Below are 22,481 nucleotides of genomic sequence, written 5' to 3'. Positions count from 1 at the left end.
CCGCCCCATCCGACGGTGCCGCCCGTCGGCTCAACGGGCGCTCGCCGTGCCGCCGTCGATCATGGCGGCCAGGACCGCTCGCCGGTCCTCTCCCGGCTCCGCCCGCAGCGGGCGGGCCAGGCGGCGGCTGTCGTAGTGCCAGCGGTGGTCGAGGTCCTGGTGGACCTCGACGGTCTCGGTGACGACACTCGCGCTGCCCAGCAGTCCGGTCAGATCGGTGGCCAGTTCATGCCAGGAGACATGTCCGCTGACGGCGTTGGCGACGCCGTGCACGGGCGCGTCCAGGCAGGCTGTCACCGCCCTGGCGAGGGCCGCGGCATGCACCCAGGCGACGCCGTACCAGTCGTGTCCGCCGGTGCCGGGCTTCGGCAGCGCGATCGGACGTCCTTCCGCGGCCGCCTGGTAGAGCAGGCCGGTCGCTCCCCAACGCAACTGGTCGCGCAACCGGTCGTGCGCGCCCCAGACGATCGGCGAGCGTACGGCGCTGGCCCCGCCGCGGCCTTCGGTCCCTGCCGCACGCAGCAGCAGTGCCTCGCAGTCGAGCTTGCCGCGCCCATAGGGGCTGAGCGGCTCTCCCGGTGCGGACTCCTCCGCGACCCGGTCGCCGGCCGGGTGCCCATAGGCATCGACGCTGCTGACGAAGACGAAGGGACCGCGCCGCCACCCGTCGACCATGGCCTCCATGGCGGCCAGGTCGACTTCGGGACGGGTGAAGGTGCAGGCCGCGTGGATGACCGCGTCGGCCGCGGCGACCGCCGCGCGCAGTGCCGAAGGGTCGGCGAGATCCCCCTCGATGACCTCCACGCCGTCCCCGGCGACGAGGTGTGCGGACTCGGGTCGGGCCAAGGCGAGCACCGGCCTTCCCTGAGCGGCCAGTTCACGGAGTACGTACGCGCCGACCCCGCCGGTGCCCCCGGTGACCAGGACCGTGCCGGGGCGGCTCGGCCGCGGCTGCCCGAACACCGCGCCGGGTACCGCCTGGGCCTTCGCCGCCGCGGTCCGTTCGCCCTCGCGGGAGTCCAACAGTGCGGTGAGCGCCCGAGGCGTACGGGCCTGGAGGATGTCCAGTCCGGTCAGCGGCAGTTTCAGCGCCGACCGGAGGCGTTCGGCGAGTTTCACCGCAACGAGGGAGTGCCCGCCGAGGGCGAAGAAGTCGTCGTCCGGCTCGGGAGTCCGCCCCAGTAGCGCGGTGAAGCCCTCGACGACGGCTTCGGCGCGCGGCCCCCGCGGTGCGGCGGGGCCGGACGCGGCAGCGGGCATGCCCGGCAGCCTGCTCTGGTCGACCGCCCCTTCGGACGTGCGGGGCATGGCGTCCAGCAGGGTGACCGAGGCGGGCAGGGACTCGGGCGGGAGGGTCGTGCGCAACCGGGCGCGCAGGTCGTGGGGGGTGGGGCCCACGCTGTCGCACAGCACGGCGTACGCCAGCAGCGCGCCGCCGGGCGCTTCGGCCACATGGGCGTCGGCGACCCGTGGATGCGCGCGAAGCAGAACCTCGGCCGGGTGGGTGTCACGGGCCGGCTCGCCGGCGCCGCGGTCGGCCCCGTTGCCGACTGCCGCGTCGGCCGGTTTGCCGGGAGGCGCAACGGTCGCAGTACCGGTCGTACGAGCCGGTGTACCGCCGGGAAGCTGCGACAACCGCAGCGACGGCTCCGTGGTCACGGCCGCCAGCAGGGCCGCGTAGCGCGCGCAGAGGTCCGCCGCGGTCGTGTCGTCCAGCGCGGTTCCGGCGTACTGCACAAGGGCGGCCGGCTGACCGTAGGTGACCAGGCCGAAGGAGAGGTCGAACTTGGCCTCACCGGTCTCGACGTCCACATACTCCCCCACCGTGTCGGGCAGCCGGAGAATGGCCGGTTCCCCGATGACATCGGAGGTCACCCGGACCAGCGCGGTGCCGTCGGCGTCACGCGCCGCGGCGCCGAGCCGCTCCAGGACGAGATCGAAGGGGACGTCACGGTACTGCTGGGCCTCCAGCAACGCTTCCCGCACCCGTGCGAGGAGTTCGGTGAACTCCGGGTCGCCGGAGGTGTCCACCCGTACCGGAAGGGTGTTGACGCACAGGCCCACCAGATCACGCATGGCCGCGCCGCGGCGGTGGGTGCCGGCGATCCCGATGACCAGGTCGTCGTCTCCGGTGAGCCCACGCAGGGCGGCGAAGGCGGCCGTGAGCGCCACCGTGAACAAGGTGGCGCGGTGTTCACCGCCGAGACCGCGCAGCGCCTCGGGCAACCGGCCGTCGATCGGGGCTGTGTGTGTGCCGGAGCGCCGGGGGCCTGCCCCTGAGGTCCGAGGCCGCGGCAGGCGCGGGGCCTTGGCCCCGCTGAGCCGCTCGGTCCAGTGGGCCAGGCCTTGCTCCGTCCGGGCCGCGGCGGCGTGCTCCCCGCGTGCGAAGTCGGCGTACTGCGGCGGCTGCGGCCCCACGGCCGGTTCGCCGCCCCCGACGGCCGCCGCGTAGAGGTCGGCGAGCTCTCGTGCCACCGTGTCCAGTGAGCCGCCGTCGATGGCGATGTGATGAAAGGTCAGCAGCACGGTGTGGTCCTGCTCACCGTGCCGCAGCACCAGGGCGCGCAGCACCGTTCCGGTGGACAGGTCGAAGACGCGGCGCGCCTCGTCGGCGAGAAGGGCCGGGGCGTCCGTCTCGGCGCAGTCCCTGACCGGTACGGCGATCGCCGTGGGCGCGTCCAGCACTTCCTGGTGCGGCTCGCCGTCCCGCTGCCCGTAGCGGGTACGCAGGATCTCGTGGCGGCGTACGAGCGAAGTGAGTGCGCCGGCGAGTGCACCCGCGTCGAGCGGGCCGCGCAGCCGGGTGGCGAACGGCACGCTGTAGGAGGCTCCGGCGTGGCCGAGCCGGTCCATCAGCCACATGCGGCGCTGGGCGTGCGACAGCGGGACCGGGCCCTGCTGGGCCGTTGCCGCCGCTTCCCCGCCCGTACCGGCCGCACCTGTGGCGGGGGTGGTGGTGCCGCGGCCCGAGGCCCGGGCACGCGCCCGGCGCAGCAGTTCCTCCTGGCGGGCGATCTGCCCCGCGGCATCGGGTGTGTCAGTGCTCATCGGTGTGCTCCGCTGCGTCGTCCGGGTGAAGATCGCTGTGTGCGGCAAGCAGCGCGCGCTCGACCAGGGCGGCCTGCCCGGCCACGGTCGGGGCGCCGAAGAAGTCGGCGAGTGCCAGCTCCACGCCCAGTTCCTCACGGAGGTCGTCGGTGACGACGAGGGCGAGCAGCGAGTGGCCGCCGAGTGCGATGAAGTCGGCGTCGGGCCGGGTCACATCGGTGCCGATGGCCCGGCTCCAGATCTCTGCGACGGCATGCTCCAGCGGGCTCATCGGTGCGGCCGGTGCCTCGGCCCCTGCCGCGCCCGCGCATGCGGTCAGCGCACGCCGGTCCACCTTTCCACTGGTGGTGAGCGGCAACCGGTCCACGACGGTCACGCCGTCCGGTACGAGATGGGCGGGCAGCACCGCGGCGAGCCGGTCCCGCAGCACGTCCGCCCGCGGCACCGGACCGGGTGCGGCCACCACGAAGGCGACCAGGCGTGCGTCGCCGTCACCGGGCCGGTGGACGGTGACCGCCGCGTCGTCGACGTCGGACTGCTCACGCAGGGCGTGTTCGACCTCCCCCGGTTCGATGCGGAAGCCGCGCACCTTGACCTGGTCGTCGGTGCGTCCGTGGAAGTCGAGTACACCGTCAGGCCGCGCGGAGACGAGGTCGCCGGTGCGGTAGAGCCGTCCGTGCACGGTGTGCTCGACGAAGCGCTCCTCGGTGAGCTCGGGCTGTCCCGCGTAGCCGTGGGCGAGCCGGCTGCCACCGATCCACAGTTCGCCGCGCTGTCCGTCGGCGACCGGGGCACCCTCCGCGTCCAGGACGTGGACGGTGGCGCCCGCGATGGGGCGGCCGATGGGTATCTGCCCGTCGCAGTCGGCCGTGGTGACCCGGTGCGCGGTGGCGAAGGTGGTCGTCTCCGTCGGCCCGTAGCCGTTGACCAGCTCCAGCCAGGGGAAGGCGCGCAGCACTTCGCGGGCGTGCTGCGCGGCGAGGGCCTCGCCTCCGACGACGACGCCGCGCAGCACCGAGAACACCCGTGAGCGGCGCGCGGCGAGCTGGTGGAACAGCGCGGTCGTCAGGAACGCGACGGTGACGCCGTGCCGTTCCATGTGCTGGGCCAGGTCCTCGAACGAGGGCCGCTCCACGGTGCACACGACCACGGCGGCACCGGCCGCGAGCGCGCCCCACACCTCGAAGGTGGACGCGTCGAAGGTCATGGGCGAGTGGAACAGCACACGGTCGCGGGGGGTGATGGTGACATAGGAGGTGCTGGTCACCAGTTCCACGACGGCCTGCTGCGGGACGGTCACCCCCTTGGGGCGGCCGGTGGAGCCCGAGGTGAACATGATGAACGCCGCCGGGTCCGGATCGGCCTCGGCTGCGGTCATGGCGCCGACGGTGAGCTGCGGCTCTCCGGGCAGCGGCAGGATGGGGCCGGTGGGCGCGGCCGACTCCAGGAGCTTGTGGTCGCCGATGGTGAGGGTCACCCGGGCGTCGGCGGCCATGGCTTCGGTACGCGGCCGGGGGTGTGCCGGGTCGAGCGGTACGCACACGGCGCCGGCCCACCACAGGGCGAGCTGCGCCACGATGGTCTGCGCCGACCGAGGCATCAGCAGCGCCACCCGGTCACCGCGGCGCACCCCGCGCTCGCGGAGGTGGGCGGCGAGGACGCGGGCCTGGGTGTCCAACTGGGCGTACGTGAGTGTGGTGTCGCCGTCGGCGACGGCCAGCGCGTCCGGGGTGGCCCCGGCGTGCCGGGCCACCAGGGCGGGAAGTCCGCCGCGTACCTGTTCCCCTGACGGGTCGACGTCGGCGGTGGCCACGGCCGTGGCCGCGTCGGTACGGGAAGTGGGCACGGGGCCGTCCTTCGGGGAGGTGTGGGTGTACGGGTCGATGACGGACATTCAGGCCCCCGGCTGCCGCACGCCGGTACGGAGCCGGCCGATCAGGGCGGCCACGGCCGCCAGGTCGGGCTGGCGCAGCAGCTGCGGCGCCCGCAGGCGTACTCCGGACTCCCGCTCGATGGCCGTCAGCAGCCGTGCGGCCTGGACCGACGTGCCCCCCAGGTCGGTGAAGTTGTCGGCGAGCTCGACCGACGGACGGCTCAGCAGGTCCCGCACCGCGTGAAGCACCAGCGACTCGTCGGGGGTGGCGTCGGCGGGCGGCCCCGCCTCGGACCGCGCGGTCGGGGCGGCGTCGGTCGTGGCGCCGGTCGTGGCGCCGGTCGTGGCGCCGGTGCCCGAGACTTCGGCCGCTGCCAGCCGGGTCAGCTCGGCGCGGTCCACCTTGCCGTTGGCGTCCAGGGGGTGGTTCGCCACGATCCGGACGTCGGACGGCACTGCCTGTTCGGGAAGCCAGGCCCGTACCGCCGCCAGCAGTGCGCCTGAGCCGGGAGCCGCGCCCACTGTCGGCCGCACATACGCGACGAGGCGGGTCCGGCCGTCCGGCGTGCGGGGAGCAACGACCACCGCGCTGCGCACCGAGGGATCCTGCTCGAACGCGGCTTCCACCTCGGCCGGTTCGATACGGACACCGCTGATCTTCACCTGGTCGTCCAGGCGGCCGAGGAACTCGATGCTGCCGTCCGCGGTCATCCGCACCCGGTCACCGGTGCGGTAGAGCCGACCGGCTCCGGGCAGGTCGAGAGCGGGGTGCGGGACGGTGAAGCGGCGGGCGGTCAGCTCGGGGTCCAGATAGCCGAGTGCCAGGCAACTGCCGCCGATCAGGAGTTCGCCGTCCGTACCACGCGGGACGGCGTTGCCTTCGCCGTCGGTGACGACCACGGTCGCGCCCGGCACAGGGGTGCCGATCGGCGGCGGAGTCTGCTCGCCCGCGCGGGCGTCCGAACGCGTCATGGCGTGAGTGGTCGTGACGACGGTGGCCTCGGCCGGACCATAGGCGTTGTGGACGGTGGCGGTGACATCGCCGCCGGGGCGGCGGCGCATCCGGTCGCCGCCCACGATCAGATGGCGCAGTGCGAGGTCCTGGGGCCAGGGGCGGTCCAGCACGGGCTCGATCATCGGGGTGGCACCGACACTGACCGTCACCCGGGCATCCCGCCACCAGTCGGTCAGTACGGCGGAGTCCCAGCGGACATCGTCCGGAGCGGGGACGAGCGCGGCGCCGGAGGTGAGCCCGGCCCACAGCTCCATCAGATGGGGGTCGAAGGCGACTCCGATGAGCAGCGACTGCCGGTCGCCGGGGCCCAGCCCCATCTCTCGGCGGTACCAGTCGAGCAGGGTGCCGAGCGCGGATTCGGCGACGGCGACGGCCTTGGGCCGACCGGTGGAGCCTGAGGTCAGTACGGCGTAGAACGCCTCATCGGGTGCCTTCCGGGCCCCGGCGCCCGGAGCGGCGAAGGCGGCGATGACCGCGGTGCCGGAGCCACCCGTGTTGGCGCCTTCGGCGGGCAGCGGCAGGACGACATGGTCGGCGGTGTCGGCCGACTGGTGGCGCGCCGGGAGCACCTGCGGGTCGCCGATGAGGCAGACGACGTTCAGATCCTCGGTGACGGCGTCGGTGCGGCGCTGTCCCGGGCGGGGTCCGAGCGGCAGATAGACGGCGCCGATCCGGGCCAAGGCGATCGCGGTGACGACGAGGGCGGCCGAGCGGTCGAGGCAGACACCGACCAGGTCCCCGGGGCGCACCCGGTCGCCGAGTGCGGCGGCGGCCTTGGTGGCGGCGGCGTCGATGTCCCCGTAGGTCCAGGTGTGGGCGCCGTCGATCACGGCGGGATCCTCCGGGCTGCGGCGGACCCACTCCTCGAAGAGTGCCAGCACTCCGGCGCCACCGGGGGCGGCCCCATGGGCGATGCTGAGCGCCGCGCCGTCGCCAGCGGTCGCGGCGGGGGTGGAGATGGAGGTTGAGGTGGCGCAGTCTGCGGTGGTCCGGTGCGTCGGGGTGTTCGGGAGGTCAAGGCTCTCGGTCATCACGACTCCGTCGAGGTGGTGGCGGTGGCCGCGAGGGCGACGGCCTGGTCGGCGAACACCGGGTTCTGGAAGAGCAGCCGCAGCGGCGGGCGCTGTCCGAGCCGCGGCTCCAGCCATGCGGCGAGCTGCGCCGCGAGCAGCGAGTGGCCGCCGGTCCTGAAGAAGTGCGAGTTCCGGTCGAAGGTGCTGTGCCCGAGCACTTCGCGCCAGCCCTCGGCGAGCAGGGCCGTCATCGGATCGGCGGGCAGGTCCGATGCGTCTTCGACCGGGTCGGCGGACGCGGCGGACGCCGACGGCTGCGCGGGTTCCGCGGGCCGGAGCGCGGCGGCCATGCGGCCCAGCGCCGCCCGGTCCGGTTTTCCGCCGGCCAGTGTCGGCATGGTGCCGAGCCTGGCCCAGCGGGCCGGTACGAGGGCGGCGGGCAGTCGCTGGCTCAGCTCGGTGTGCAGGGCCTGCTCGTCCCATTCCCCGTGCCCGCCCGTGTCGGGGACGCTCTCCAGGAAACCGACGAGCCGGGGGCCGCCGGGGGTCTCCCGGTCGAGCACGACCGCGCAGGAGCGGCCGCCGAGCGCCGCTGAGGCGGCCGCCTCCACCTCCTCCAGTTCGATGCGGTGGCCGCGCAGCTTGACCTGGTTGTCCCGGCGGCCCAGGAAGTGCAGCAGTCCGTCGAGCCCGCGGTAGCCGAGGTCGCCGGTGAGGTAGACCCGCTCACCGCCCAGCGCGTCGGTGGTCACGAAACGGGCTTCCGTGGCCTCGGGGTTGCCCACATACCCTTCGGCGAGGCCCGGACCCGCGATGGCCAGCTCTCCGACAGCGCCGGGTGGCAGCGGACGGCGGTGGGCATCAAGGACGTACACCCGCTCGCCGGGCAGTTCGACACCGAGGGGGACTTCGGCGCCCTGGGCGAGCCGGTCGCGGTCGATCTCGTGGGCGGTCGAGCTGATGGCGGCCTCGGTGACGCCGTACACGTTGAGCACGGTGGCCTCGGTGTCGTTCAGGAAGTCGCGCAGCACATCGGCGGGCAGCCGTTCCCCGCCGAGCACCAGGAGCCGCGGCTCCCACTCACCAGCGCGCAGCGCGGGCCGCATGTCCTCGCGGGTGGCGAGGAAGTAACTGGTCGGCAGGTTGGCGACGGTGACCCGGGCGGCGCCCAGGAGTTCGGTCAGCTCCGCGCCGGTGGGCACCTCGTGCCCGGGCACGACGAGGCAGGCTCCGGCGTGCAGCGACGGCAGCACCTCTTCAAGGGCCACGTCGAAGGACGGCTGGGCGAACAGCAGCACCCGGTCTCCGGCGGCCAGGCCGAAGCGCTCGGCGGCGGCGACCATGTGATGCTCCAGCGCGGCTCGCCCGACGGCGACCGGCTTGGGAATCCCCGTGGAGCCCGAGGTGTGGATGATGTACGAGGCTCCCGGAACGACATCGGCGCGGTGCGCACGGGGCAGTTCGGGAGCGTCGGGCGTGGCCGTGGGCAGCCCGTCGGGCACAGTGACCTGACTTCCGGCCGAGGTCAGGACGAGGGCCGGGGCGAGCCGCTTCAGCAGCAGTTCGATACGTTCCGTCGGATCGGATGGCGACAGCGGGCAGTACACCGCTCCCGTTCGCAGACAGGCCAGCAGGGTGGTGACCGAGTCCAGGCCTCGGGGCAGTACGGCGGCCACCGGCTGACCGGGCGTCACTCCCGCTTCGCGCAGTCGACTCGCGAGGCTCTCGACCCGGGCGTTCAGATCCCCGTAGGTGAGGCGGCGGGCGCCGATCAGCAGCGCGGGTAGGCTCGGGTCGTGAGCGGCTGTCGGATCGAGCGGCTCGGGCGATCCGGCTGTCATCTGCCGCTGCAGAGGTGCGGAGCCGGCGTCCTGCGGGTGCGCAGGCGCGAGGTCGGCCAGGGCCGCGGACGGCTCGTCGAGATAGGACCGCAGCAGGTCGAGGAACCGTCCGGAGAGCAGCCTGGCCACGTCCTCGCCGAGCAGGTCGGCGTCGTAGTCCCATACCAGCGTCATTCCCGGGGCGCCCTGACGGGGGGTGACGCCGCGCCGGTCGTCCGGCAGCAGCACCACGTCCAGGTCGAACCGGGTGGTGCCGGTGTTGAAGCCCTCGAAGAGAGTGATCTCCAGGCCCGGGACGTCGATCTCGGGCAGCGGGGCGTCATGGGCGCTGAACATGACGCTGAAGAGCGGGTTGTCGGCGCCCGACGTGTGCATTCCGAGGGCGCGGGTGAGCTCCTGGACCGGCACCTCCTGGTGCGGGAGTGCCCGGAAGAGAGTGTCGGTCACCTCGTCCATGGTGTCTTCGGCGGGGCTCTCGGGGTCGAGCCTGAGCGGCAGCGGGATGGTGTTGACGAACATCCCCACGGCGTCCTCGAAGCCCTGCGGGCGGTTGCCGACCGCGGTGCCGATCACCATCTGCGAACGTCCGCTGTGGCGGCGCAGCAGTTCGGCGAAGAGCCCGAGCAGGGTGGCGAACGGGGTAAGTCCCCTCGACCGCGCGTGTTCCCTGAGCCGCCCGGCCAGGTCGGCGCCGATGGACTGGCGCAGCTGCCCGCCGTGGTGCCTGCGCCGGGCGCCGGGGCGGGTCACCCCGGGCAGCGGCATGTCGTGGGCGAGATCGCGCAGTTCTCCGGTCCAGAAGTCGAGGCTCTCGGCGGGGAAGGGTGCGCGGGCCTTGGCCTGGACGTGGTCGGCGTACGAGGACGCGGGCGGCAGGGTGACCGGCTCGCCCAGCACATGGCCCCGGTAGGTACGGAACACGTCGTCCAGCAGGATCGCGAGCGAGTGGCCGTCGTGGATGAGGTGGTGCTCGACATGGATGAGTCGGTGGTGCTCCGGCGCGAGCCGGACCAGGGTCCAGCGCAGCAGCGGTGCCTCGAAGGTGTCGAGCGGTGTCTCGGCTTCGGTGCGCAGCAGCCGCTCGAACGCCGCCTCGGGCTCCTTCTCGCCGCTCAGGTCGACGGTGCGCAGACGCGGTGCGCAGCTCTCGGCCACCCGCTGTCCGGGCATCGCGCCCTCGACGGGCACGAGTTCGAGGCGCAGTCCCGGGTGCCGGTCGAGAGTGGCGGCCAGCCCCTTGCGCAGGGCTTCGGCGTCGAGGCTGCCGTACAGGTCCAGTGCGCCGGTGAAGTTGTACGCGCGGCTGCCGGTGTGCACCTGTTCGTGCAGCCAGACGATCTCCTGCGAGGAGGAGAGGGGAAGCATGGGCGATCCCTGAGGTTGTCGGGTCGGTTCTGTTCGCCGGGGCACGGTTGTGCCCGGCGTGGTCCAGCGGGCGGTCCGCGGGTCGCGCGGCATGGCCCGGCTGTCGGGTGGTGGTCTTCTGGTGGTCTTCGGCCCGGACCGGACGGTGGTCGGTGGGTCGACGGACAGTCGGCCGCGGAAGGCCGGTGCGACGGCCTTGTGGCGGTCAACCTGCGGAACTCAGCGGCTCGACCCGGTCGGCGGCGCTCAGCCGGCGGTGCCCGCGGGCGTCGGAGCGACCGCCTCGGCCAGTGCCGCGAAGGCGCGGTCGGCACGGTCGTCGTCCAGGACGGCGCGGTCCCACACCATGCGCAGGTGCAGCACGGGCCCGTGGGTGACGGAGACCGCGAACGGGCCGCGCACGGGTCTGCCGTCCACATGTGTCTCCCGGCCGGTCACACCGCCGAGGCTGAGCAGCGGGCGCCGCTGGGTGTCGTCCACCGTCAGCAGTCCGTCGAGCCGGCCGGTCCAGCCGGAGCCCGCCGCCCTGGCGGCGTGCACCACGGCGTCGAAGGGCGCGTCGGCCCGGTCCAGGTCCTCCCACCAGCCGAATGCCGTCGAGTCGTCCGCGCGGCGCTCGCCGGTCGTGGCCGGGAAGACCACGGTGTTGAGGAAGCAGCCCATGACCGGAGCCGCGCCGGGTGGGCGCCCGCCCCAGGGGTAGCCGAGCGGCACCTCGCGGCCCGGTCCGTACAACACTGCGGCGGCGGCCCGGCAGGCGTCGAGCAGATCGGGGAACGGCACACCGGCCGCCGGGGCCGGGACACGCCGTTCGGCAGCGCCGCTCGGCAGCGCACCTGCTGCCGGGGGCCACGGGCGCGCAGGCGGGGCTTGTTCGCGTACGCCGCGCAGCCGCTCGCCCCAGTAGGCCATCGCATCCGCTGAGGAGGCACGGTCCTCGGCCTCCAGTTGGAGCAGGACGGCGTCCCGGTACGCCGCCACCTCGGCGGCGATGTCAGCGGGGCTCGTCTCGTCGGAGTGCGGTGCCCCTGCGTACGCGGATTCCAGTTCCCCGACGATGCGCGCCAGCGACTGGCCGTCGCAGGCGGCGTGGTCGAGGACGATGGCGAGGACTTCCTCGCCGCCGGGTGCCTCGTCCTGCGCAAGGAACAAGCGCATCGGGGGACCTTGCGGGGTCCAGTCGGCGAGTGCCCGGCGCAGCGCCGAAGCGGTGTCCTCGCCGGGGGCGACGGTCACCATGGCCACGGGGACGTCCGGTGGTTCCGGGAGCAGTACGGGCGTACCGCGCAGCACGGCGGGCCGGGCGCGCAGGGCGGGGTGGAGTGCGGCCAGGCGGCGGGCCGCCACGGCGAGGCGCACCGTGTCGACGGTGCCGCGTGGGAAGGCGAAGAACATCGGCACCAGGTCGGGTCGGCCTGCGCTGTCCAGGGAGCGCACCAGTACGAAGCGGCGCTGGGCTCCGGTGACGGGGAGCGGGGCGTCCGCCCCCTCCCCGGCTGCGAGTCGCCGGAAGCGGGCCAGATACTGGCTTGTGATGCTGGACACGTGATCCCTTCTGGGGTGATTCTGCTCGTGGTCTGCCGGTGGATCCGGTCGTCGGCCTTCGGGCGGGTGGGCTTCCGATCGCGATGGTGCGGGAGTTCAGCCCGTGGGAGCCGGATCGTGCTCCTTCGCGTCGGCGCCGTGCGCCGCGTCGTCGTCGGTGTGCGCGGCCGTTGGCAGGTCGCGCGTCCGACGCAGTGGTGACAGCAGCAGCGGGAGCGGGGCGACGAGCATTCCCGCGGCGCAGCAGGCGAGTGCCGCGCGCGGGCCGAAGGCGTCGGCCAGGATGCCGCCGAGGAGTCCACCGAGCGGAAGGGTGCCCCACATGAGGAAACGCAGAGTGGCGTTCATCCGGCCGAGCAGCCGGGGCGGGCAGAGCGTCTGGCGGAAGCTGACCTGTGCGACGTTGTAGACGACGGCCCCGAAGAAGACGACACCTGAACCCGTGGCGAACAGGACGGCTCCGGCCGCTCCGGTGCCGGAAAGCGGCCACAGCAGTGAGAACGGCGAGGTGACGAGCAGAGAGAGCCGGATCGTCCGTGCCTGACCGACCCGCGCGGCGATGGCACCGGCGCAGAGCGCTCCGGCGAGTCCGCCGACGGCCGACGCGGACAGCACCAGTCCGATCGCCCCGGGTTCAAGGCCCAGTACCCGTACCAGGTAGACGGTCTGCGTGGCCATCAGTACCGCGGCGAAGAGGTTGCCGAGGCCGGTGGTGAGTGCGATGACGCGGAGCAGGGGTTGGCGTACGACGAAGCGCACTCCTTCGGCGATGTCCTCGCGCAGGGATGCGTCCGGCACCGGTTGCGGCGGGTCCTCGTGCCGCTTGATGCCCAGCAGGAACAGGGCGGACAGCGCATAGCCGACGGCGTCGGCGACGATGGCGAGGTGGGCTCCGACCAGTTGCACGAGCCCGCCCCCGAGTCCGGGCCCCGTCACCTGTGCCGATGAGCGGATCGTCTCCAGGGCTCCGTTGCCGGCGACGAGCTGCTCCTTGGGCAGCAGGTGGGGCAGGTAGCTCTGGTGGGCCACATCGAAGAAGACCGTCGCCACGCCGGTGATCAGCGCCACCGCGTACAGCTGGACCATCGTCAGCGCACCGGCGACCGCGGCGAGAGGGATGCTGGTCATGGCAGCGGCGCGCACGACGTCGGCGCGGATCATCAAAGGCCGCTTGCGCATCCGGTCGGTCCAGGCTCCCGCGGGCAGTCCGATGAGCAGGAACGCGGCGGTCTCGGCGGCTGTCAGCAGACCCACTTCGAAGGCGGTCGCCTGGAGTTCGAGCACAGCCACCAGTGGCAGAGCCACCAGGGTGACCTGGGCACCGAGCTGTCCGGTGGCGGCACCGGCGAGCAGAAGACGGAAATCGGGCATGCGCAACGGACCGCCAGGGGCGGCTCGGGGTGTTACGGGCATATGAACGACCCTCAGGGAACGCCCGATCTACCGTCAAAAGCCACTGTTCAATTTCGGTCGATTCCGTTGTCGTTTTGACATCTACTCAGCAAATTTTTCGCCAGGTGGGGGCTACGTCCGGATGAATGACGCCCACATGCGCCATCTACGGACAAGGGCGATGCGTCCGATCACACATGGACACAGCTCAATCACGCATTGAACACGGTCGATCGAAGGATGACTGAAAACAGTCATTCGACGGTCGTCGGTTGTCGGAATGGCACATTCCGGCCGCTATGGGCAACCCAGCGGGTGGACCACCGGCCGCACCCGTCCTCCGAAAGAGTGGCCGAGTCAGGATGTTTGCCCAGGTCGACGGGCCAAGAGGGGGAACGACGGCACGCACGCCCCCACGAGCGGGGCGACCCTTGGGCGCACTCGCAGAGTTGGCCGGAGGTCTGTGGCTCAGTGACGAAACATCAGGTTCGTATCACCCGCATCGCCCGTATCACTCGCATCCGTGTGGTGCTCAGCGCCGTACTCGCCGGGGGCGCGCTGGTCGCCCCCGGACCCGCCGCAGCCGCCCCGGCGACTCCCGCGCCCACCGCGAAGACGTCCGCAGGGGTGCGGCTCGCGCCGGGAGTCGTGTACCGGCGGTTCGACATCGCCACACGAAGCGGCCCCGCACGGGCCCATCTGCTGACGGTGGACCTGCGAGACCCGCGGGTCTCCGTGGGCCTGCTGTACCCGGGTGACGTGGGCGCCCGGGCACGGTTGTCGTCACTCGCCGACGCCCGTAAGGCGGTCGGCGGAGTCAACGGGGACTTCTTCAACATCGTCGAGAGCCAGCACCCCGGGGGCGAGGCGACGGGCGCCCCGGTGGGGCCGGCGATCACCGGCGGGCGTCACTTGAAGGCCGCCGTCCCCGACGGCCAGCGCTTCGGCCCGGTGCTGCCACCGGGTACATCGACGCGTGAGGTGCTGGGCATCGGCGAAGACGGCAGGGCCCGGTTGGGTCGACTCACACTCGACGGCTCGGTGTCCACGGAGTCCGGCACCGTTCCGCTGCGCGGGTTCAACCAGTACGCGCTGCCGGTCGGCTCCGTCGGGGTGTTCACCTCCGACTGGGGGGCCGCCTCGCGAACACGGGCCACCTGCGGCACCGACTCCGAACGGGCTGCCCCGTGCAGCGACTCGGTCCACGAGGTGACGGTGCGCGAAGGACGCGTGATCGCGGTGGCCGACGCGCCGGGACGGGGTCGCATCAGACCGGGCACCGAAGTGCTGGTCGGCCGGGACGCGGGCGCCGCCGAGCTCCGCGGGTTGTCCGTGGGCGACCGGGTGACCGTACGGCACCGTCTTGTCGACCCCCGCTCCCACGTCGCGTACCGCTTCGCGATCGGCGGCTATCCGGTCCTACGCGACGGTGAGCCGCTGCCGGGTCTGGACGACGGCGCCGGAGCGCTCCGCACGGCCGCCGGGATCGCGGACGACGGATACCGGCTGCTGCTGCTCGCCCTGGACGGCGGGCCCGAGTTCCGCACCGGGCTCACCGTGGCCGGGCTGGCGGCGGCGATGCGGGATGCCGGTGCCGTGGACGCGTTCAATCTGGACGGTGGCGGCTCATCGACCCTGGTCACTCGCCGCCCCGGCGCAAAGACCGTGACGGTGCGGAACCATCCCGGCGATGGCGGCGAACGTCCGGTGGCGAACGGCATCGGAGTGTTTTCCGGCGCGTCGCGTTCATGACGGGACCGATTCGCGGTGTCTTCGCGCGGGACGGCCCCAGCCTCACTAGCGTGGTACCGGTCACGGTCCGCCGATCCGGGGCCGGTCCTGCGGACCGGGGGACTTCACAGCGCAGACAGCAAAGAGAGTCAGCCATGGCCGCAGCACCCGAAGGCAAGCCGATCTGGGCCGACGCGATGTTCTCCGATGTGGAGGGAGCGAAGGCCTTCTACGCCGAAGTCCTGGGCTGGACGTTCGGTGAGTCGTCGTCGGAGTACGGCAACTACACGCAGGCGTACGCGAACGGCAAGGCGGTCGCCGCCGTCGTACCTCCCATGCCGGGGCAGGAAGGACAGTCGCAGTGGTGCCTGTATCTGGCGTCACCGGACGCCGCCGCGACTGCGGAGAAGATCCGCCGCAACGGCGGCACGGTCCTCATGGAGCCGATGCGGATCGGGGACTTCGGCACCATGTGCCTCGCCCAGGACCCCGGCGGGGTGACCTTCGGAGTCTGGCAGTCGGGTACCCACACCGGATTCGAGGCGACCGCCGAGCAGCCCGGCTCCTTCTGCTGGGCCGAGATCCTCACGCGCGAACCGGAGAAGGCCGATGCGTTCTTCCCCACGGTCTTCGGCTACGGGGTGAAGACCATGCAGGACGACCGGATCGACTACCGGATCTACGGGCTCGGCGGGGACACGCCCGAGCTCGGGCGGATGAAGATGACCGATGAGGAGTTCCCGCCGGAGGTGCCGGCGTACATCCAGGTGTACTTCACCGTCCCGGACTGCGATGCCGCGGTGGCGAAGGCCCAGAAGCTCGGCGGCAGGCTGGTGTTCGGCCCGACGAGCATGCCGTTCGGCCGGTTCGCCGCCCTCGTCGACCCGCAGGGCGCCGCGGTCGCGGTGATCGACGTCACGACCACGGAGGGGGAGATGCCCACGCTGGTCTGACCGCGTACGGATACCCGGGACCGGCGGTTCGCCTGTCCCGGGTATCCGTCATGGGCTTCGTGTTCGGTGTGCCGACTGATCTTACGCCGTCGGCCCGTTGGGGTCAGGGCCCCAGCTTGCTCACCACGTCGGCTGTGGCGGTCACCCCGTTGTGGATCGTCGGCGCCATGCTCGTGCCCGCCAGGAAGAAACCGAGCAGGGCGCAGACCAGTGCGTGCGAGATCTTCAGACCGCCGTTCCGCAGATAGATCACCGCGAGAACGAGCAGCAGCAGCACGACCGAGACGGACACGACCATCCCCGAACCTCCTTCGCCGCCGCACGGGAGTTGCGGCATTCGGGCGCCAGTGTGTCGGAGTCGAGGCGCCGGACGGACCGGTGGCACGCCCGCCGATCGGGTGGTCGTTGACCAGAGGTTCGACCCACCCGCACCGCACCGTCCCGCGAAAGCGGTCCGGGCGCCCGGCTGTTATCGGGGGGCGGGCAGGTCGGCGAGTGCCGCGAGCAGCTCCTTGTGGCGGCCGGGTGTGCCGAGCGCGAGCTCGTCGGACTTGGCGCGCTTCAGGTACAGATGCGCGGGATGCTCCCAGGTCATGCCGATGCCCGCGTGCAACTGCACGCACTCCTCGGCGGCGTGGACGGCGGCCCGGGAGCAGAAGGCCTGTGCGACGGACACGGCGAGCGCCACGTCATCGCTCCCGGTGGCGAGCGCGTCGGCGGCGTTTCGCGCCGCGGCTCTGGCGTTCACCACCTCCAGCCACAGCCGGGCCATACGGTGCTTCAGCGCCTGGAAGGAGCCGACGGGGCGGTTGAACTGGTGGCGCTCGCGTGTGTACCGCACGGTTTCCTCAAGGCACCACTCGGCGATGCCCAGTTGCTCGGATGCCAGCAGACCGGCGCCGGTGAGCAGGCCCCGTTGCACGGCGGCCCGTGCGGTGCCTGTACCGGCGAGCCGGGTGCCGGACGTACCGCCGGCGATGGCGACGGTGGCGAGCGGGCGAGTGAGGTCGAGGGCGAGCTGCGGGGTGAGCTGGGCGTCCGCACGCCGTACCGCGTACAGGCCGTCGGGCCTGTACACCAGCAGCACATCGGCCAACCGCGCGTCCGCGACAGCGGTCACGGCCGGGCCGGTGGGCGGTTCCGCGCCGGGTGAGGCGGACAGCGGCAGAGCGAGTACGGTGACGGTCCGCCCGGCGGCTGTCTCCGCGAGCAGTTCCGCCGTCGCCGCGCCCTCCGGCCCGGCCTGCCCGGCGAGGGCGAGCAGCGTCTCGGTGGCGATGACCGAGCTGGTGAGGTACGGCGCCGGGGCCATGGCCCGGCCCAGTTCCTCCAGCACCACCGCCGCCTCGCGGTGGCTCGCCCCCTGTCCGCCGAGCTTCTCCGGTACCAGGAGCCCCGCGGCTCCCATACCGGCCGCGAGGGCCTGCCAGAGCGCCGGGTCGTAGGGATCCCCGGCCTCCATGCCGGCGAGGGTGGCCTGGAGGTCGGCGCGGTCGCCGAGCAGGTCCCGTACGGCGGCCCGCAGATCGGCCTCGGCCTCGGAGTAGAGCAGATCCGGCTCGGTGGTGCCGACTTCCTTCGCTGGGCTCGTGCTCATCGGGCGAGATCCTTCCAGGCGACGTCCTTGTCGGTGCGCGGTTCTGCGGGCAGTCCGAGTACGCGTTCGGCCACGATGTTCAGCAGCACTTCGCTGGTGCCGCCCTCAATCGAGTTGCCCTTGGTGCGCAGATAGCGGTAGCCGATGTCGCGGCCGGTGAAGTCCACTTGTTCAGGGCGGCGCATGGTCCAGTCGTCGTACAGCAGCCCCTCCTCGCCGCGGAGTTCCAGTTCGAGGCTGCTGATCTCCTGGTTGAGGCGGGCGAACACGAGCTTGGTACCCGAGCCTTCGGGCCCCGGCTGGCCCGCGGCGAGCTGCTGGCGCAGCCGCTCGGCGGTGAGGCGGGCGACCTCGGCGTCCACCCACAGGTCGAGCAGGCGCCGGTGCAGCTCATGGGTGCGCAGTTCGGGGCGCTCACGCCAGGTCGCGGCGGCGAGTCCGATCATCCCGCCCTCACGCGGCAGCCGCATCCCGCCGATGGTGACGCGTTCGTTCATGAGGGTCGTCTGCGCGACCTTCCAGCCCTCCCCCACGGCTCCGATGCGGTAGGCGTCGGGGATGCGCACGCCGGTGAGGAACACCTCGTTGAACTCCGCCTCGCCGGTGATCTGGCGCAGCGGCCTGACCTCGACGCCCGGGTCCGTCATGTCACAGACGAAGTAGGTGATGCCGCGGTGCTTGGGAGCGTCGGGATCGGTGCGGGCGATCAGGATGGCCCAGCGGGCGATATGCGCGCTGGACGTCCACACCTTCTGCCCGGTCACCACCCAGTCGTCACCGTCGCGTACGGCACGGGTGCCCAGTGCCGCCAGGTCGGATCCGGCACCGGGCTCGCTGAAGAGCTGGCACCACACCTCTTCACCGGTCCACAGCGGACGCAGGAAGCGGCGCTTCTGCTCTTCGGTACCGTAGGCCAGGATGGTGGGGGCGGCCATCCCCAGGCCGATCATGATCCGGCGGGGGTCGTTGTCGGGTGCCCCGGCGGCGGCAAGTTCCGCGTCCACGACGGCCTGGAGGGTACGTGGCGCGCCGAGCCCCCCGAGTCCCGGCGGGTAGTGCACCCAGGCGAGACCAGCGTCGAAGCGCGCCTTGAGGAAGTCAGCGCGATCGGTGCCGGCAGGCGGCCGAGCGGCGAGGAACTCGCGTGTGCGAGACCGCAGTTCGTGGGCGTCGGTCATGATGCGGCTCCTTCGGGGACGATGACGAGCCGACCGGTGGTGGTCCCGTCGGCGACCCGCTGCACCGCTGCCGCGGCGGCGGAGAAGGGGACGCGTTCGCTGACGAAAGGCTTGATCAGCCCTTTCCCGGCGTACTCGGTGAGGATCTGGTGGCAGTGGATGACGGCGTCCGGGTCCAGGTGGTTGTAGAGGCCCCAGTGCAGACCGACGATGGAGTAGTTCTTGATCAGCGCGTGGTTCAGGGCGGGGCTGGGGACGGAGCCGCTCGCGAAGCCGACGACCAGGATGCGCCCCTCGAAGGCCACGCACTTGGCGGACTTGGCGTAGGCGTCACCACCGACGGGGTCGTAGACGACATCGGCGCCACGACCGCCCGTGGCGTCCTTGACCGCGGCCACCAGGTCGTCGCTGTGTCGGTCGATGACGGTGTCGCAGCCCAGTTCACGCGCGACGGCCACCTTGTCCGCACCGCCGACGACACCGATGACCGTGGCACCGGCGGCCTTGCCGAGCTGTACGGCGGCACTGCCGACACCGCCCGCCGCGGCGTGCACCAGCAGGGTCTCACCCTTCTTGAGGTGGGCTCGGCGGTGCAGGCCGAACCAGCCGGTCTGGTACCCGATGTGCAGGGCGGCGGCTTCGGCGTCGTCCAGGGCGTCGGGCGCGGGGAGCACTCCTGCGGCCTGGGCGACGGCGTACTCGGCGAAGCTCCCGTAGGGCAGCGCGGCGGTCGCTATGACCCTTCGGCCGTCCTCGGTCTCGCCGCAGAACTCGACGCCTGCGGTGAACGGCAGCGGCGGGGTGACCTGGTACCGGCCCCGGCAGAGCAGCGCGTCCGGGAAGTTGATGTTCGCGGCTCGTACCTTCAGCAGGATCTGCCCGTCCTCCGGCTCCGGCCTGGCGGTCTCCTCCAGCCGCATCACCTCGCTCGGTTCGCCGTTCCGGTGCACGCGCCATGACTGCATTCGGGGCCTCCGCTGGTGGTCGGGCGTACGGAGCGGTCGGACAACCGCTCCGGCGCATACTAAGCGGTCGCTTGCCTTCTGTGAACCACCCGTCCCAGGCCGGTGCGCACGGACACGGCAGAGCGGACCTCAGCGGCCGAAGAGCTCGAATCCCACGGCCGCCCTGCCACCGAACCGGTCCGCCAGCGCCTGGACGGCGCCGTTCTGGAAGGAGCGGCAGTAGCCCTCGGGATCTTCGTCCGTGAGCGCCTCGATATAGCTGCGGTGCTCCAGCAGCGACCGGACCGCACGTTCGAGCCCCGCGTCCGCCGCCACGGCGTGGGTGGGCGTGGCGGAGCCGGCGATCGCGACCCAGCGCACGCCGCTCCAGGGCTCCAGGCCCTGTTCGGTGAGGAGTTCGGGGAAGATCCAGCGGTTGCCCGCGTCACCCGCCGCGTCCAGAGTGGCCCGTCCCACGGCACGGTGGTCCGGAGTGTTCCAGGCGCCGCCGGTCGCCGGGCCCCAGGTGTCCCGGTGGTTGAGTGTGATCACGAGCTCGGGGCGGTGGCGCCGGACCGCCGCCGCGATGTCGCGCCTCAGAGCCGTGCCGTACTCGATCACCCCGTCGCGGTGTTCGAGGAAGTCCACCGCCGACACCCCCACGACCGCGGCACTCGCCCGCTGCTCGCGCTCGCGCAGCGGTGCGCACTCGGCGGGCGCCATGGTGTCGATCCCCGCCTCGCCACGGCTGGCCAGCAGGTAAGCCACCTCCTTGCCGTCATCGGTCCAGCAGGCGACGGCCGCGGCGCAGCCGTATTCGAGGTCGTCGGGATGGGCGACGACCGCCAGGGCCCGGGTCCAGTCGTCCGGCATCGCTTCGAGCTGGGGTTGGCTCATATCGCGAGAGTAGCGGCCTGGCCGCCGGTCTACGCCTCGTCCCGGACGAGCGCAAGCAGCCGGTCGAGGACCCGGCCGCCCGAGGTGCGGACGCCGTCGTGCTCGTACTCGTCGGTGACCCAGGTGCGCAGCCCGCGGATGGTCCGCGCGGTGGCCAGCGAACCGGCCGTGTCGACATACATGTCGTCGTGGAAGACGGCGGCGGCGACCGGCACCTCGTTCGCGGCGAGCCGCTCGGCGTCGTACAGCGCGGGCCAGTCTCCGCGCGTGGCGAGCAGTTCGGCGGCCTCGCGCAGCGGGCGCAGGGCCGGGTCGACCTCGAAGTGCCAGGGATGCACGGACTCGCCCGTGAAGAGCAGCGGGTCGTCCCCGGTCAGGGTCTTGGCTGCGTCGAACTGCGGGAACTCGGCGCGGACCCGCTCGGCCGCCCACGCCGTCGGCACCTCGCCCTGTGCGTAGATCGCCTCGTGGAGCACCGCGTACAGCGGATGGGCTGCGAAGGACAGCGCCGCTGACACGTCCTCCTGGAAGGCGTCCGAGAGCTCCTCGCCCCGCGCGCCGTCGATGAACGCGTTCTCCAGCAGGAAGTGCAGCCGGTGGCTGCCGTCGGATGTGCCGAGCTGGATGCCGAGGGACTGGAACGCCTCGGGGGTCAGCACATATCCGCCGGGCAGCACGGGCCGGTGCTCGGCGAGATGCGCGGCGACCCGGCGCGCGCGTTCGATGTCCTGCGGATACCGGGCGTAGTGGGCTTCGACCTTGCGCTGGATACGCGGATAGGCGGCGCGGTAGACGTCGTCGGGGCGGGCGTCCAGCGAGGGCAGTCCCCCGGTGATCAGGACGGTCCGCAGTCCTTCGGGCGCGGTCGACAGGTAGTGGGTGGCGCAGAAGCCGCCGAAGCTCTGCCCGAGCACCGTCCATCTGGCACCGCCGGTGAGCTGGCGCCGGACCGCCTCGCAGTCGCGGACGATGCTGTCGGCGCGGAAGTGGGCGAGATGGTCCGCCTGGGCATCGGGACCACCGCGGGACGGCAGCGTCTGGCGGTTGGCGGGAGTGGACAGGCCCGTGCCGCGCTGGTCGAGCAGCAGCACCCGGAACTCCTGCACGGCACGACCGAGCCATGCCTGCTTGCCGTGGAAGCGCCGCGCCCCGAATCCGGGCCCGCCCTCCAGATACAGCAGCCAGGGCAGATCGGCACCGGATCTGGCGCTCGACACGACCTCGCGCCCGTAGAGCCGGATCTGCTCGCCGGACGGGGCGTCGTGGTCGAGCGGGACGGTGAAGTGGCGGTCCGTGAGGACGAGGCCGGGCTGCCGGTAGCTGGTCAATGCTGCTCCCGCTGTCTGTCCGCTGATCGACGGTCACGTCCATCATGTGCGTGACAGCCGCGGCGCGCCCGGCGTGGGCGGGTGGCCGGGTCAGGTCCGGCCCGTTCACGCAGACGGATGTCGTGCCGGGTCGTGCGGGTTCGTGCCGGCCCGTTCCAGGAGGCCGCTTCGGAGGCCTGGGGTCCGGGACGGCCGGCACGGCGGCTGCCCCGGACCCCGGCACCGAGGTGGCCGTCAGCCCAGCAGTTTCTGCTTGGCCTTCTGGAACTCCTCGTCGGAGAGGTCGCCCTTGGCCTTCAGCTCGGAGAGCCTGGCCAGCTCGTCCGTGGTACCGCCGCCTTCGCCTTTCGCCGCTTGCCGGACGTATGCGGCGAAGGCCTCCTGCTGCTCCTGCGCGTGCTGGATCTCACGCCTGCCCATGCTGTCGCCGCGCACGATCACGTAGATCAGCACGCCCAGGAACGGGATGATCAGTACGAAAAGCAGCCAGAGGGCCTTGATCCAGCCGTTCATGTCGTGCGAGCGGAATATGTCCAGGATGACCCGGAAGAGGATCACCAACCACAGGACCCAGAGGAAGATCCACATCACGGTCCAGAAAGCGCCCAGCACCGGGTAGTCGTACGCGAGGTAGACAGTGCCGTCCATCGCCGTCCTCCTGCCGTTCTCGTCGGACGCCGGGCGTCCGCTCGTGGCCGGACGCCGGGCGTCCGCTCGTGGCCAGTCTGTGCCGGTCCGGCCGCACGGCCCTCACCCGGCAG

15 protein-coding genes are annotated in these 22,481 nt (G+C 72.3%); 2 read left to right on the top strand and 13 right to left on the bottom strand.

Annotation, left to right across the window (positions count from 1 at the left end; all coding sequences use genetic code 11):
* Positions 1-30 precede the first annotated feature (30 nt).
* The 6 genes from V1460_RS15960 to V1460_RS15935 all read right to left on the bottom strand — a co-directional run bounded on the left by V1460_RS15960 (position 31) and on the right by V1460_RS15935 (position 13,071).
* Positions 31-3,048 carry a condensation domain-containing protein gene (locus V1460_RS15960; protein ID WP_338674380.1) on the bottom strand — a complete coding sequence of 1,006 codons (3,018 nt, stop codon included), beginning with the start codon at positions 3,046-3,048 and terminating at the stop codon, positions 31-33.
* Entirely contained in the window at positions 3,038-4,942 is a 1,905-nt protein-coding gene (locus V1460_RS15955; protein WP_338674379.1) for a non-ribosomal peptide synthetase, read from the bottom strand. The genes V1460_RS15960 and V1460_RS15955 overlap by 11 nt, the downstream gene beginning before the upstream one ends.
* On the bottom strand, positions 4,943-6,967 hold the full coding sequence (locus V1460_RS15950; protein WP_338674378.1) for a non-ribosomal peptide synthetase: 2,025 nt from the start codon (positions 6,965-6,967) through the stop codon (positions 4,943-4,945). It abuts the gene before it with no gap.
* Complete coding sequence (locus V1460_RS15945) at positions 6,967-10,155, bottom strand: amino acid adenylation domain-containing protein (RefSeq protein WP_338674377.1); 3,189 nt, start codon at positions 10,153-10,155, stop codon at positions 6,967-6,969. The genes V1460_RS15950 and V1460_RS15945 overlap by 1 nt, the downstream gene beginning before the upstream one ends.
* Before the next feature lie 246 nt (positions 10,156-10,401).
* On the bottom strand, positions 10,402-11,700 hold the full coding sequence (locus V1460_RS15940; RefSeq protein ID WP_338674376.1) for a non-ribosomal peptide synthetase: 1,299 nt from the start codon (positions 11,698-11,700) through the stop codon (positions 10,402-10,404).
* A gap of 96 nt (positions 11,701-11,796) precedes the next feature.
* Positions 11,797-13,071, bottom strand: a complete 1,275-nt coding sequence (locus tag V1460_RS15935; protein ID WP_338674375.1) for an MFS transporter — start codon at positions 13,069-13,071, stop codon at positions 11,797-11,799.
* A 540-nt stretch (positions 13,072-13,611) separates the two neighbouring features.
* Between V1460_RS15935 and V1460_RS15930 the strand changes: the two genes are divergently transcribed.
* Together V1460_RS15930 and V1460_RS15925 are read left to right on the top strand one after the other, a co-directional pair.
* Positions 13,612-14,844, top strand: coding sequence for a phosphodiester glycosidase family protein (locus V1460_RS15930; RefSeq protein WP_338678066.1), 1,233 nt, complete (start codon positions 13,612-13,614; stop codon positions 14,842-14,844).
* A 134-nt stretch (positions 14,845-14,978) separates the two neighbouring features.
* On the top strand, positions 14,979-15,776 hold the full coding sequence (locus V1460_RS15925) for a VOC family protein (RefSeq protein WP_338674374.1): 798 nt from the start codon (positions 14,979-14,981) through the stop codon (positions 15,774-15,776).
* Positions 15,777-15,879: 103 nt separating this feature from the next.
* On the opposite strand, the gene V1460_RS15920 is transcribed toward V1460_RS15925, so the two are convergent.
* The 7 genes from V1460_RS15920 to V1460_RS15890 form a co-directional block, all read right to left on the bottom strand.
* Positions 15,880-16,074 carry a hypothetical protein gene (locus tag V1460_RS15920; protein ID WP_338674373.1) on the bottom strand — a complete coding sequence of 65 codons (195 nt, stop codon included), beginning with the start codon at positions 16,072-16,074 and terminating at the stop codon, positions 15,880-15,882.
* 171 nt (positions 16,075-16,245) lie between these two features.
* On the bottom strand, positions 16,246-17,373 hold the full coding sequence (locus V1460_RS15915; RefSeq protein WP_338674372.1) for an acyl-CoA dehydrogenase family protein: 1,128 nt from the start codon (positions 17,371-17,373) through the stop codon (positions 16,246-16,248).
* Positions 17,370-18,551 carry an acyl-CoA dehydrogenase family protein gene (locus tag V1460_RS15910; protein WP_338674371.1) on the bottom strand — a complete coding sequence of 394 codons (1,182 nt, stop codon included), beginning with the start codon at positions 18,549-18,551 and terminating at the stop codon, positions 17,370-17,372. The genes V1460_RS15915 and V1460_RS15910 overlap by 4 nt, the downstream gene beginning before the upstream one ends.
* A complete protein-coding gene (locus tag V1460_RS15905; protein ID WP_338674370.1) occupies positions 18,548-19,516 on the bottom strand; it encodes an NADPH:quinone oxidoreductase family protein in 969 nt (322 codons plus the stop codon). Before V1460_RS15905 ends, V1460_RS15910 begins: the two co-directional genes overlap by 4 nt.
* 129 nt (positions 19,517-19,645) lie before the next feature.
* Positions 19,646-20,392, bottom strand: a complete 747-nt coding sequence (locus tag V1460_RS15900) for a PIG-L family deacetylase (RefSeq protein WP_338674369.1) — start codon at positions 20,390-20,392, stop codon at positions 19,646-19,648.
* Positions 20,393-20,421: 29 nt separating this feature from the next.
* Positions 20,422-21,720, bottom strand: coding sequence for an alpha/beta fold hydrolase (locus V1460_RS15895; RefSeq protein WP_338674368.1), 1,299 nt, complete (start codon positions 21,718-21,720; stop codon positions 20,422-20,424).
* 234 nt (positions 21,721-21,954) lie between these two features.
* Positions 21,955-22,368, bottom strand: coding sequence for an SHOCT domain-containing protein (locus tag V1460_RS15890; RefSeq protein WP_338674367.1), 414 nt, complete (start codon positions 22,366-22,368; stop codon positions 21,955-21,957).
* Positions 22,369-22,481 lie beyond the last annotated feature (113 nt).

Source organism: Streptomyces sp. SCSIO 30461 (genome assembly GCF_037023745.1).
Classification (GTDB): Bacteria; Actinomycetota; Actinomycetes; order Streptomycetales; family Streptomycetaceae; genus Streptomyces.
The sequence above is the reverse complement of the archived record's forward strand: the minus strand, read 5'-3'. Positions and strand labels throughout refer to the sequence as shown.

What these genes read in the sequence shown, in the direction of transcription:
- V1460_RS15925 (WP_338674374.1), top strand. Translation starts at nt 14,979, where the DNA reads ATGGCCGCAGCACCCGAAGGCAAGCCGATCTGGGCCGACGCGATGTTC.
- V1460_RS15910 (WP_338674371.1), bottom strand. Translation starts at nt 18,551, where the DNA reads ATGACCGACGCCCACGAACTGCGGTCTCGCACACGCGAGTTCCTCGCC.
- V1460_RS15945 (WP_338674377.1), bottom strand. Translation starts at nt 10,155, where the DNA reads ATGCTTCCCCTCTCCTCCTCGCAGGAGATCGTCTGGCTGCACGAACAG.
- V1460_RS15960 (WP_338674380.1), bottom strand. Translation starts at nt 3,048, where the DNA reads ATGAGCACTGACACACCCGATGCCGCGGGGCAGATCGCCCGCCAGGAG.
- V1460_RS15890 (WP_338674367.1), bottom strand. Translation starts at nt 22,368, where the DNA reads ATGGACGGCACTGTCTACCTCGCGTACGACTACCCGGTGCTGGGCGCT.
- V1460_RS15900 (WP_338674369.1), bottom strand. Translation starts at nt 20,392, where the DNA reads ATGAGCCAACCCCAGCTCGAAGCGATGCCGGACGACTGGACCCGGGCC.
- V1460_RS15915 (WP_338674372.1), bottom strand. Translation starts at nt 17,373, where the DNA reads ATGAGCACGAGCCCAGCGAAGGAAGTCGGCACCACCGAGCCGGATCTG.
- V1460_RS15905 (WP_338674370.1), bottom strand. Translation starts at nt 19,516, where the DNA reads ATGCAGTCATGGCGCGTGCACCGGAACGGCGAACCGAGCGAGGTGATG.
- V1460_RS15955 (WP_338674379.1), bottom strand. Translation starts at nt 4,942, where the DNA reads ATGTCCGTCATCGACCCGTACACCCACACCTCCCCGAAGGACGGCCCC.
- V1460_RS15935 (WP_338674375.1), bottom strand. Translation starts at nt 13,071, where the DNA reads ATGCCCGATTTCCGTCTTCTGCTCGCCGGTGCCGCCACCGGACAGCTC.
- V1460_RS15950 (WP_338674378.1), bottom strand. Translation starts at nt 6,967, where the DNA reads ATGACCGAGAGCCTTGACCTCCCGAACACCCCGACGCACCGGACCACC.
- V1460_RS15920 (WP_338674373.1), bottom strand. Translation starts at nt 16,074, where the DNA reads ATGGTCGTGTCCGTCTCGGTCGTGCTGCTGCTGCTCGTTCTCGCGGTG.